The following is a 12,584-nucleotide window of genomic DNA, read 5'->3' on the forward strand; positions in this document are numbered from 1 at the left end:
ATTTACTGGAGTGATATTTAAGTATTAACCTATTATTTAAGGATAATACCAGCCTACACTAAGAGATGTTATTTTGAGGTATAAAACTAGTCGCTTCTTGCGTTAAAAATACTATTTACGACCGCATAGGTATAAAAAGAGCGTATATTCGCTCTTTTTTTTTGCTTTAACTTATTGGTTAACCAATTTTTAGGTGTTTTCACACGAAGATCACATGTAAATTGTTATTGATATGTGTTTTTACGTACACCTAAACCATTTAAGTTTATGTTTTTTATCTGCTTGTTTGTTTTTGTTAGTTGTAAAAAATATTGGTAATAATTTTTATTGAATATTTTTTAAATAAAGTTATTACCAAAAGGTTGATCTTTTTTGTGGTGAGTGTAATTATTTGGTTAACCTTTTGTGGGGCAGTTAGCAATTTTACAACAACAATTATTTACATCATGCGTTTGAATACACAGGAAACACTATGAAACACACACTCTCTAGTATTACGTTAGCGATACTCTCAGCAAGTACACTCAATGTTGCATTTGCGCAGCAAGAACCAAGTCAAACAAAAACGGAAGAAGAATTTGAAGTGATTGAAGTCTCAGGAATTAGACAGTCACTTACTAACGCACTAGCGGAAAAGCGCTCAGCGGACAGTTTAGTTGAAGTCATTCAAGCCGTAGACATAGGTAAATTACCAGATCAGAACTTAGCTGAAGTACTAGAAAATGTTACTGGTGTTCAAATTACTCGCCAAGCAGGTGTTGGTACAGGTGTTCAAATTAGGGGAACTAATGCTAATAGAACAGAGATAAATGGTGTATCTACTGTTGGCTCAGGTTCAGGTCGCACGGGCATTAGCTTTGAAGATGTGTCTGCCTCAATGATTTCTGCTGTTGAAGTTATTAAGTCACCGGAGGCGAAGACCATCGAAGGCTCAGTAGGTGGAACAATTAATCTACGTACAATTCGCCCTCTACAACTCAATGAAACACTTGCTGCAATTCGTGTTCAAGGTGAAGATAGTAGTTTATCTACCGATGGTATGAAGCCTAGAGTCTCAGCATCATGGGGCGATAATTGGGAACTATCTTCTGGTGGTGAGTTTGGTGCTGTTTTTAGTGCAAGTTATGCGGAGCAGGATGTCACGGCTTTTAGACCTCGTGCAGATAGAGATAACTCTGTAGCTGCCGAGAGTGGAGCTCAAAGCGCTCAATCATTTGACTTTCTACCAATTCAGTTCTTGATCCAAGATTACGATAATTACGAGTCCGAAACCGTAAACTTTGCAGGTACACTCGAATGGGCGCCAAATGATAGTACAAAATTTTTCTTTGATGCTGTTGTAAATGATCAAGATCGCCGTCAAGAAAGCTCTCGTGTTCAGGCCTCTGGTGTGAGTGATCTTAGGAATGTATCTGTTCCAACGGAATTTGAAACGATTCACTTTGGCACCTTAGACGGTCAAGACCTTGGTAGTATTGAGGCTGCTCTAAAGGGCGTTATTCCAGTAGAAGATGGCGGAGCAGATCCAAATCTTCGATTCTCAAGTGATACAAACTCACGTCAAACTGATAGTCAGATTTTCCGTTTAGGCGGCCAGTGGCAAGGAGATGATCTATTTGTTAGCGTTGAAGCATCTACATCTCGTTCAGATTCAACGACTCCAAGTTTCAATACAACATTGAATTTTATTAACCCGAATGTTGCTACAAATGACTCTAATGAAAATGGAACCCCCTTTGAGTATGACTTAAGTGGTGGTGCTTTATCCTTTGGTATTGCCCAAAGTGAAGCAAATGCGCCAACCAGCTCACAGTTACTCGACCCTGCAAATGTCGTCTTACGCGATGTAAACCAAGGTCGTGACACAACTGAAAATCAAGAAGATGCATTTCGCACTGATTTTGTTTATTACCTCGACGGTATCGTTACATCAGTTGATTTTGGTTATCGTTACAACAAATCTACAAGTACTTCAGACCAAATTCGCAACAATGTTGGTCTTCGTAAAATGGCTGACAGCCCATCGGGTGAGCTATTCGCAGAACTTTTAGTTGCAGGCCCAGATAATTTTAATGCGGCAGATGGCCGCAAGCTATACATTAAAGATTTTTTACTTATTAACCCTGAATTAGCAGGTTCAAATCCAGACTACGTATTAAGCGTTTTAAATGATGCAATTGCGGCTAATAATGCCATTACCGGTTCTGATCGCGCACCAATCAGCTCGCCAACTTCACAAGTAAGTGCGTTTTTTGATATTGAAGAAGTTACTCATGCTTTGTATGCACAAGCTAATTTTGAGTATGAAATGTTTAGAGGTAATATCGGTGTTCGATATTTACAGACAGATATTACCTCTGTAGGTAATTCTGTCACTGTCGATGATGAAGGGAACCAAGTAGTATCGCAAATTGTTTCTGAAGCAGATTATGATTTTATTTTACCGCGTCTTAACCTAAGCGCGAATGTCTCTGAGGATGTGATTGTTCGTTTAGGGTGGTCAAAGGATATTCGTCGTCCAGATTACGATGACCTATCGACTTCAGTTTCATATAGCACAAGTCCGAACAGCGCGGTGTCAATTGGCAACCCAGGTCTTGAGCCAGAGGAAGTAACTTCGTTTGACATCTCTACTGAGTGGTATTTTGCCCCTTCAGCATTAGTGAGTGTTGGCTACTTTCATAAAAAACGAAAAGATTTACATGTAACTCGACAAGTTGACCCTTATGAAGACCCAGCTACAGGCTACCGTGATACCACAGGACCTGTTTGTGAAGAAGGTGGTACTTTTAATCCGATCGCCGATATTAATGTATTTGGCCCGGAACCAGGGGTTGGGCTTTGTGTGCCAACACAAACTACGATTAATGATTCAGATACGCGAACACAGCAAGGTGTAGAACTGGCATTTCAATATGACTTGTCAGAGTTTGAGAATGATTTAGGTTGGGCTTCAGGTTTTGGCGTCATGGCTAACTATACCTATCAAAAGTCTTCTGGAGGAGAGGCTATAGATACGGCTACGAGTAGAGCTAATGCCATTTTCGCATTAACAACGGGTATTGAAGATATTACCGTTTCTGCTAAGCAGCCATTAATTGATCTTTCTGAAAACGCGTATAATTTTACTTTATATTATGAAAAATATGGGTTTTCAGCTCGTGCCCGCTACACGTGGCGTGAAGGTTATCGTTCAGAAGACTTTGGTAGTACATCAAGCTATCCGTGGGGTTTCCCGGTTGTTCAAGAGGATCGTGGACAATTAAATGCGAGTGTTAGCTATGATGTGACAGAACAACTTAATTTAGCTGTTGAAGCAGTGAATTTAACTGAGTCAGAAGTTAGCCAATCATGTGTCAATGAAGGGGCTTTACTTTGTTATCAAGGTTTAACTGACCGCCGTATTACATTTGGGGTAAGTTATAAATTCTAACAGTTCGATTTAGAAAAAAAGCAAGCTGAGTAGCTTGCTTTTTTTATATTTAATTAGGGGTGTTTGAAACTTTTTAAGAATCCGCCTTAAAGTTCTGCTTATCTTTATTGAGTTAAATGTGAGATCGAATACAAACCACGAGTCTCATTCGTTTTTCTTCTGATCTCTTCAAGTGCTTTCTTTTCACTTGCCGCAAATAGTGAGTTAATTAAACGATTAAAGTGGTTGTGCATTGCTTTACGAGCCGCAGATGAATCCTTATTCGCAATTGCCTCGTAAATACTTGTGTGCTCTTGAAGGCGTTGCTCATCACTTTGCGAACAAACATCTTCATAGGCAGCGATTATTTGCGGCTCAGAACGCCTTAATTTCCATAAGTTCTGAATAGACATCACAATGGCATTATTTCGAGTCGATTTAGCAATAATTTCATGAAAACGCTGATCAGCTTCAATTGCCATATCGGGCACTTTCATATCTTCTAAACTTTGCTTTAGCGCAGCAAGTTCTGGTTCTTGAATTGTCGCAGCTGCTAATGCTGCTGCTTCAGCTTCAACCAAAGCACGAGCTTGGGTTAGCTCAAATGCACTGATTGGTTGATCTACAGTCTCTACTTTGCAGTTATCGGTAACAAATACACCAGAGCCAGTTTTAACTTCTACACGGCCACGAACTTCTAACGCGATAATTGCTTCACGTATTGTTGGTCGGCTTACTTGATGAGTGTCGGCTAATTCGCGTTCTGCAGGTAAGCGACTCCCTACAGGGTAGATCCCACGATCTATCTGAGACTCTAATTTATCAACAACGGTCCAAAAACGTCTCCGTCTTTTCATTATATCTCTCCCGATCTTCAAATTAGTCATAACTATAAAAACGATTTTGAGTCTTAGATAACTAATGCGAAGAACGCTTATTAATTGGTAAGTTTTCTGGTAAAACAATAATTATAATTGGTAAATTACATACCTAAGCTAATCTTGTCAATTTGCTTTTATAAATAACTGAAAGTGCTGATAGGTAGTGGACTTTTCAATACACAAACTGATTCTAAATTTTAGTAATTGGCAATAATAAAACCGGAGCAATCAATGCAAAACTATGAAGGGTATCTTTTTGATATGGATGGCACATTGGTTAATTCTGAGCCGCTTAAAGCAAAAGCTTTAGCAATGACATGCTTAGAATTTAACGTAAAAATCAAAGCTGAAATATATAAAGAAGTAATGGGGCAAAGTTGGCAAGCTGTACTTGAATATATTTTTAGCCACGCAAAAATTAGCAAAGTACCAGAAAGCTTCAACCCGTGCTTTGAAAAAAACTACAAAACGTTATTGAGAGCAGAGCTAAAATTAAATAATGGAGCTAAAAAGCTCTTAAACGATGTTAAGAAAAATGAAAAAAAATGTGCCTTAGTAACCTCAGCGTCGCAGTGGATGGTCGATACTGTTTTATCATTCATAAATTTAGAGGATGTTTTTGATGTGATAATTACTAATGAACAAGTGACAAATTTAAAGCCTCACCCAGAAGCGTATCAACTCGCATTAAAAAAATTAGCTATAACCAGTAAACAAGCCATTATTTTTGAAGATTCTAGGTCTGGAGTAATTGCAGCACAAGCAAGTGGCTGTGAAGTAATAGGCTTTCTGCACAACTATAATCAAAAGCATAATCTTGCGGAGTTAGTCCCGTGTATTGATAGCTTTAACAACTATAGTTTGACTGACAGATAGATAAGTGTCGCCTACGAAGACGACACTGTTCTAAATAAGGTTTAAAACTTATAAGTCAGAGTGAGGCTACCGTTTGTTGGTGCGCCATAATAACCTACAGTTTGTAAGCTATTGATGTACTGCTCATCAGTAATATTATTAACGTTTGCCTGTACTGCAACTTGGTCATTAATATTCCAGCGTGCGAAGGCGTTTAGCAGCGCGTAACTACCTTGCTTAACATTGTAATCAGTGCTTTCAATTTTAGATTGCCAACGGCCATTTAAACCAACCACCACTGCATCTGTTAGTGCATAATCCACTGTTACACCGACAACATCGCGAGGTGCCCATTTATTGGTGTCATCACCATTTTCATCTGTAACATCAATATGCGTATAAGATGCGACGATATTCATAGCGTCGGTGATTTTACCAGTGACTTCAAATTCATAGCCTTCTGACTCAATAGACACGCCTTCATAGTAATAAATACCATCTTCAGTGAGGCCCGCATATTGTGCAAAGTTATCTTGCTCAGCAGTAAAATAGGCAAATGTTGTCATTAGAGCATCATCAAACCAAGAAGCCTTAACACCGGTTTCAAAGTTAGTACCTTTGGTAGGTGCTAAGTATTGGCCGTTGTAATCAGCTTGCTCTTGCGGCTGATAAATGTCTGAGTAACTAGCATATAAGTTTAAATCATCGTTTAACTTATAGGTAAAGCCGATATATGGGCTTGTTTCGCTCTCGTCATTATCGATAGATGCACCGGCATTCATGCCTGAGCGTTCAAATTCAATAGCGTTAAAACCAACCACGGTAAATAATTTATCAGTAATATTTAACTGAGCAGAGCCAAAGTAACGGGTTAGCTTTTGCTCAATATCTGAATACAGAACCGGCGTTAACCATTCAGGTTCTGGGATCGCATCTAAATCGTACGGGAACGCAGGCGTTGGTCCATAAGCTGGTGTATTTGCAAAATCAAACGGGTGTTGATACATCACATCATCACTTTTTGCATGGCTTACACCAAAGCTTGCTTGGTGCTCTTTACCAAACAATTCAAAGGCACCAAATGCTTTGATTTCAAATAAATCAGCATCTACTTCACTGTCGTAACGACCCGGCCAACCACTTAGGCCAAGATTGGTGTCTTTATCAATGCTGCCACTGGCATAAAATAGTTTGTCTTGCTCTTCAAAACCACGGAAGTTGTAGCTCGCTTGAAGTTGCCACGCGTTTGCAAAGACATAGTTGTATTCAACAAATGCAGAGGTGTTAATGGTGTCCCACATTGTCCACTCTTGGGTGGTTGTGTCGCTGACATCCCATTTAGCTTGCGTACCATCTGTATAGTTATAAACAAGGCCGCCCCAAGTATTGCCATCGGTATCTGCGTCTTGATATGAGTAACCGATAGTAACCGTTGAGTTATCTGTAAGCTGACCATCTACTACCGCAGAGAAAAACTCTCGGTTGTTCTCAAGTCCATCGAGATATGACTCTTTATCTTCTGCAGCAGCCACAAAGCGTGCAGCCCAACTACCTGATTCGGTTAATAATAGTGAATAGTCAGCTTGTAGACGTTTAAAATCCCAAGAGCCAACAGAGACACCGATTTCGCCGCCGTTTTCGTTTTTAGGGCGTTTGCGCACATAGTTAAGCGTACCCGAAGCATTACCTACACCAGTAAGTAAGCCATTGGCACCACGAATAACTTCAATTTTTTCATAGCCGTACGCTTCCATTGCGCCAGTGACAATACCCCAGTCATTCGGTAAGCCAACACCATCGATTTGTGTATTCTTAATTTCAAAACCACGTGATGTATAGTTAGTACGGTTAGTTTCCCATTCTTCAACATTGATACCAGGTGCTAAGCGTAGAGCATCATTGACGTTAAAAGCAGAGTAATTTTTTAATTGCTCAGCAGAGATCACACTAATTGATTGCGGAGTTTCATCAATTTCGAGTGCTAAACCTGTCGCGCCTTCACTAATACGGTTCTGACGTATGCCAACAATTTCGATTTTTTCGACATTGGCCTCTATGTCAGTCGTTTGTTCTGCAAAACTGATTTGAGGGTACAATGCACAAAGAATAGCGGTTGCAATAGGCAACTGAGTGAACTTCATTTTTATCTCCGCGTGTTATTTAGCAAATTTTTATAGGGTTATTGTTTTTAATAAGGAAACAATCGGCGGGTAAGTTATCACAACTGATAATAGTTATCATCACCATTTATCGAAAAAGTGATATGTTAATACAAATAAATGTAACAAATTATGTCAAAGAGTTTTGTGTATATGAAAAGGCGAGTTAATTTAAGGCATGAAAAAGACGCCCAGAGGCGCCTTGATTTAGGTGTATTTATTTTCTGCGGAGGGTATATGTGTCTTCATCACGAACAGTAACAGTTTGAGCAAGGCTTACTTCCTCAATATCCATAACATGTACTCGTTCTTTAGCGTGAAGTAATTCTTCATCCATAGATTGCTCTTCTTGAAGGAAGTAGAAATGCTTGCCTAATTGACCACCGTCATGATCAATATCGGCTTGGTATAGATTGTAATCTTTGTTACCTGCAACTGTTTCTAGTGTGCCCGAAGTACCCGAACCAGGTAAAATTGCAAAATAAGCCACTCGTTCAGGAACATGACCTTCATTCAAACTTTCTTGCTCATAAAATGCTGCTTTAAAGCCTGTTGTTGCTAAACTTTTGGCACGCGTATAGGCACTGTGTCCGCCATTGTAGGTTTGAATTTGCAAAAAGACGTAAGGTTTTGCGCTAAATGCTTCCGTAAATACAACATCTGTAAACTTTCTAGAGTTAGACAAGCTAAAACTACCAATTTCAACAATTGTACCGTCGCTCATTGTATAGCGACCTTCATTCATTGTTAAAAAGTCAAAAGACTCAGTTTCGTCATGTTTTGTGTTTAAATATTGCCAATTCTGGAATGAAATCTCAGAGCTATTCGTTTCAATATTCTTTAAACGAATAACACCACCATTTTCATCATGCACGGTTACTGCTGATGAAAACACTGCTGGTTTTGTAAAATACTGATCTTGAAAATCAAATGACTGCCATTCACCACCTAGTTGGTTATTAACTGTTTCTGAGTAGTAAGGAATGCCATCATTTGCAATAGCGCAAGGTGCTTCAGTGTAACAACTTGTTGAGTTTAATGTGTTTGTTGTTAAGTCACTGATGTGAATCGGCAAGGTTGCAATAAGGCAAGTTTTTCCTGAATAAGGGCTAAGTTTATAAAGTTTAGATTCGTTTTGATCACCATGATCATTGATAATTACACGACTGATTAAAACGTCACCTTTTTGGCTTAATGTTGCACCTGTGACATTAACAAGGTTGTGATTGGCTAATTTAGTATATGAATAGTCATTACGATCAATGCTATATACCGAAGTCGCTGTTACTAATAAAAGGTCACCATTTTTAAAGACTAAATCAGCGCGGCTTAAGCCATCAACACCACTGAAGTCAGCTAGTACAGTTTCTTCGCCAGTGTATTTGTCTATGCGATATAGCTTTGAAAAGCTCACTGCAAAAAATGAATCAGTATCTGAAGCGTATGCCATACCGAAAACTGATTTAGTCTTACCTACAACAACATGCTCGCCTGTTGCGTGATCAAAATAGGCTAAGCGACTGTATTTATATTTGTCACCTCTAATAGGTAAACTTGGAAATTGCTCATCACTGATATCAAGGTGGCTAACATCTACTTTGAATTCAAGTGGAATAGGTGAAGACACATAATAAGTGCGGTTAGTTGTTTCGTCATATGCAATTGCAGCAGAACTAAATTTTGCAACAGAGTCTGCTCTAGCGGTTTTTTGCAGTTCATCGAGACCGAATACAACACCTAATTCGCCTCTGCCGGCATTCATTGCTACTAATTCCCCTTGACAGCTATTAGCGACTGCATAAGAAGTCAAAAAGCTACTTGAAAGAGCTAGGGTTGATAGAAATAATTTGGCTTTTATCGACATAAGTAAATCCCACTGTTAGGTTTCTAGCGACACAAAGAGATAAGACCACTTTGTATTAATAGTGAGCATTATAGTGAGAACTCTCACTTTACGAATGCCGATAAAAGCTGTTTTTAAGTCTGAAATTTAATCTTTAAGTACTAAAAAAAGCATGTTTAATGTTAAATTAGCTGTTTTTCTGACTTTTCTGATCTTGTGAATCACTCGACATCGAACTGCCAACCGAGGCGGTAATCACTAATAAAATGGCCAGCCACTGCCATACACTTAAAAATTCAGAGAGAATTATAAAACCAGCCAATGCTGCGATCGCAGGCTCTAAACTCATCATGATGCTAAAGCCTTGTGCGGGCATATTGCGAAGTGCCACCATTTCTAACGTATAGGGTAGTGCGCTAGACATAATAGCCACTAAAATACCAAGTGGTAATACTTCCCAACTCAATAATGCAGCGCCTTGCGAAACGGCACCGTAAGGTACAAGCACAATCGCGGCGACGCTCATCCCCATGGCTACAGTCATCCCGCCAGAGCCTTGGTTTCCAGTTTTTTTGCCAAACAATATATAAAACGCCCAACATGCACCTGCTGCAAGGGCTAAGATCACGCCCACAGGATCGAGGCTGTCTTCGCCTTTCATGTCAGGTAGCAATAAAATAATGCCAACAATGGCGCAGGCTACCCAAAACAGATCGCGCTTTTTACGAGATGAAAGTAGGGCAACAGCAAGGGGGCCAGTAAACTCCAGAGCAACACCAATGCCTAAAGGAATGCGCTCAATCGCGTAATAGAACAGGATATTCATGCCACCTAAACTCAGTCCATAAACGATGATCGGCATGCGTTGCCCTATCGGCGGAAAAGCTCGCCAAGGCTTAAAAACCAGGCACAAAATAGCAGCTGAAAAACCTAATCGAAGTGCTGTGGTACCTTCAGGGCCTATTAAAGGGAATAATTGCTTTGCAACAGAGGCACCAGATTGAATGGTAACCATTGCAAGAAGCACGCAAATAACAGCAATAAAAAACGGTGGAATGGTGCGCTGCATCACTGTCCTTATGAAAGTTAATAGTTCAAGTTTGCGGCGATTCTACTGATGTTTTGAGGGAGAAGAAATGTTTTTCGTTAAACGGACACAGATTTTCGATAAAGCAAAATTATGGGTATCAAATTGCTTTGATACCCATAAAGAGAGTGCTTAACTTTGTCCTGCTTGTTCAAAGGTCGGCATGATGGTTTGCGTGGCCTGTTTTTGCTGCTGGCGTTTTGCCACTTTAAAGAAAGTAGCCGCAAAAATAGCAGCGACAATATCAACTAAATAGCTTGAGTAAAATAGTGAGTTGGTGTCGCTGGCAAGTTTTACTAGCGTAGATAACACCATTAATGCACACAGACTTGCGAGTAAATAAAACCCAACCGTGGTTGCCTTTTGCACAGGTTTTAAGAAGCTATATATTACAAAAACAAAAAAGGCTGCATAGTAACTGTATAGGGTAGCGTAGTTTGTGTTGCTAACAAATGCAGGTAGCCATTTGGCAGCGACGAGTGTAAAAGCAACGGCAATCATAGACCCTAAACAAACGCCAATGGTGAGTTTTGCCATAAACAAGGTACTGCGTTTATTAGGATCTTTTTTGAAGCGTTTGTCTATCCACAGTAGATTACCTGAATAGAATAAGAAGGCGCCAAGTAATCCCATAATGAAGTAACCCCAACGACCCCAGTCTCCTCCATAGGTGCCAAAATGAAGTGAGAAAATACTGGCAACCATGTTACCCCACACTGCATCTTCGCCTTGCGGGTAGCTTGAGTTAACCACTTCTAGTGTGTACGGGTTCATGAATAGGTAATCAGTATCTGGTCCACGCACTACCGCATTATTGTTACTCATCATAAACACCGCAGAAGGTGATGCTGAATTTAAATTACTATAGCGAATATGGATTGGCTCATAGCCGGGGGCATAGTTTTTCGCTGCGAGTACTTGCTCATCAATGCGTGGCAAGTTTTCAATATGAAAACTTTGCGCCGCAGGCGTAGGGCGCTGAAATAGCGGCTTACCATCATAAAATTGTGCTAAACCACCATAAATAAAATCATGAAATGCAAATACCACCACGGTAAAAGCAATGACTAAATGAAACGGTAAACTCGCTATACCGACCATGTTATGGCTATCGAGCCAGAGTCGACTAGGCCCTTTTTCTTTTCGCAGTGCAAAAAAAGTTTTAACTAATGTCGGTAGTAAAATAATCACTCCAGAGACCAAAGCTAAAAAATACAAAATACAGGCAATACCAAGAATATAGACCCCTGATTGATCATGACCAATTTCGCCTATAAAGCCTGCTGTACGGTGTAAATAATCAACTAAATCAGCAAGTTCATTTTCGGTTTGTACGCTGACGTTTAAACTGCCATCAGCATTTAGGTGGGCGAAGTTCAGTTGTTTATCAAGCTCCATGCCTCGGGCATTGCCTTTGATATACCACGAAAGAGGTGCATCTTGGGTATGTAAATCAAGGTTAAAACCTTTGGCCAGTTGCTCACTATGTTCATTAATTGCCGTATCTACCAGCGTTTGGTAGTCATAATTAGAGCTGGTGACTTTAGGAGCTTGAATGGGGGCAGCCCATTGCTGGATTTCGTGTTTGAACATGGTCAAGCTGCCAGCATAAAAACCTATGAATAGCACTAAACCTGCAATGATGCCTGTCCATGTGTGTACTCCTTGATAGGTGCGAAGAATATCCGATCTGACTTTCATAATGCGTTCCTTAGCATAAAAAATACGCCATAAAGCAGCACAGTTAACCCACCAAGTACAAGCCAAGCTTGTTTTGCTGAGTTGAACAAATAACTAAAACTAAAAATGGTTAGCCAAACCGGCGTGATCATCCACATGTTAAATTGCACTTTATCGCGAGCATCAATGCCTCCAGGGCCATACCAAGCAAAAAAAGCAACGAAAATAAATGAAAGTGCTAACCCTAAAATTGCACCTGCTAGCGTTTTCCCTAACCAAGTTGGTTGGCGTTTAGCTGAACTTGTCATGAGTTATCCTTTTCTTCGCAGCAGGCTCGCAAAAGGGAGCAGCATCAACATTAGCATCACACTAAAGATGATGTAGAACACGGCCGCTGTGACTGAGAATTGTTGAAGGGCAAGTATTGATGCGCAAATAGTTAACGCAATTGAAAGTAATCGCCATTGTTTTTTAATTGGTTTTTTTAAGAATCGCTGCTGTTTTCTGGTGCAATATAAAATACTGACAGCGAAAAAGATAAGCAAAGTAACAGTAAAAATGAGCATGAGATTATAGTTGTAGTTGATATTAAATCTCATTGTAAATGATAACTAAACTCAATTGCAATATCATTAAGCTTGTGTTAATTTCCTAGCGCTTTTTTATC

The 12,584-nt window shown here is 39.8% G+C and carries 8 protein-coding genes; 2 read left to right on the forward strand and 6 right to left on the reverse strand.

Going from position 1 to position 12,584, the window contains the following annotated elements; genetic code table 11:
- Nucleotides 1–472 precede the first annotated feature (472 nt).
- Nucleotides 473–3,433 (forward strand): TonB-dependent receptor, encoded by a 2,961-nt coding sequence (locus IRQ78_RS03165; RefSeq protein ID WP_194441319.1) that lies wholly within the window; start codon nucleotides 473–475, stop codon nucleotides 3,431–3,433.
- A 104-nt stretch (nucleotides 3,434–3,537) separates the two neighbouring features.
- Here IRQ78_RS03165 and IRQ78_RS03170 read toward each other — a convergent pair whose 3' ends face one another.
- A complete protein-coding gene (locus tag IRQ78_RS03170) occupies nucleotides 3,538–4,269 on the reverse strand; it encodes a FadR/GntR family transcriptional regulator (RefSeq protein ID WP_054553975.1) in 732 nt (243 codons plus the stop codon).
- 255 nt (nucleotides 4,270–4,524) lie between these two features.
- Here IRQ78_RS03170 and IRQ78_RS03175 point away from each other — a divergent pair, with 255 nt between their 5' ends.
- On the forward strand, nucleotides 4,525–5,169 hold the full coding sequence (locus IRQ78_RS03175) for an HAD family hydrolase (RefSeq protein ID WP_194441320.1): 645 nt from the start codon (nucleotides 4,525–4,527) through the stop codon (nucleotides 5,167–5,169).
- A gap of 41 nt (nucleotides 5,170–5,210) precedes the next feature.
- Here IRQ78_RS03175 and IRQ78_RS03180 read toward each other — a convergent pair whose 3' ends face one another.
- The 5 genes from IRQ78_RS03180 to IRQ78_RS03200 all read right to left on the reverse strand — a co-directional run bounded on the left by IRQ78_RS03180 (nucleotide 5,211) and on the right by IRQ78_RS03200 (nucleotide 12,225).
- Entirely contained in the window at nucleotides 5,211–7,289 is a 2,079-nt protein-coding gene (locus IRQ78_RS03180) for a TonB-dependent siderophore receptor (RefSeq protein WP_194441321.1), read from the reverse strand.
- A gap of 235 nt (nucleotides 7,290–7,524) precedes the next feature.
- The gene (locus IRQ78_RS03185) at nucleotides 7,525–9,069 is read right to left on the reverse strand and encodes a hypothetical protein (RefSeq protein WP_194441322.1); all 1,545 of its coding nucleotides are present in this window, start codon (nucleotides 9,067–9,069) and stop codon (nucleotides 7,525–7,527) included.
- 268 nt (nucleotides 9,070–9,337) lie between these two features.
- On the reverse strand, nucleotides 9,338–10,219 hold the full coding sequence (locus IRQ78_RS03190; RefSeq protein ID WP_138599398.1) for an EamA family transporter: 882 nt from the start codon (nucleotides 10,217–10,219) through the stop codon (nucleotides 9,338–9,340).
- Between the two features lie 150 nt (nucleotides 10,220–10,369).
- Nucleotides 10,370–11,938, reverse strand: a complete 1,569-nt coding sequence (locus tag IRQ78_RS03195) for a PepSY-associated TM helix domain-containing protein (protein WP_194441323.1) — start codon at nucleotides 11,936–11,938, stop codon at nucleotides 10,370–10,372.
- The gene (locus IRQ78_RS03200) at nucleotides 11,935–12,225 is read right to left on the reverse strand and encodes a hypothetical protein (protein WP_054553967.1); all 291 of its coding nucleotides are present in this window, start codon (nucleotides 12,223–12,225) and stop codon (nucleotides 11,935–11,937) included. The genes IRQ78_RS03195 and IRQ78_RS03200 overlap by 4 nt, the downstream gene beginning before the upstream one ends.
- Between the last annotated feature and the right edge of the window lie 359 nt (nucleotides 12,226–12,584).

The organism is Pseudoalteromonas simplex (genome assembly GCF_015278155.1).
Lineage (GTDB): Bacteria > Pseudomonadota > Gammaproteobacteria > Enterobacterales > Alteromonadaceae > Pseudoalteromonas > Pseudoalteromonas simplex.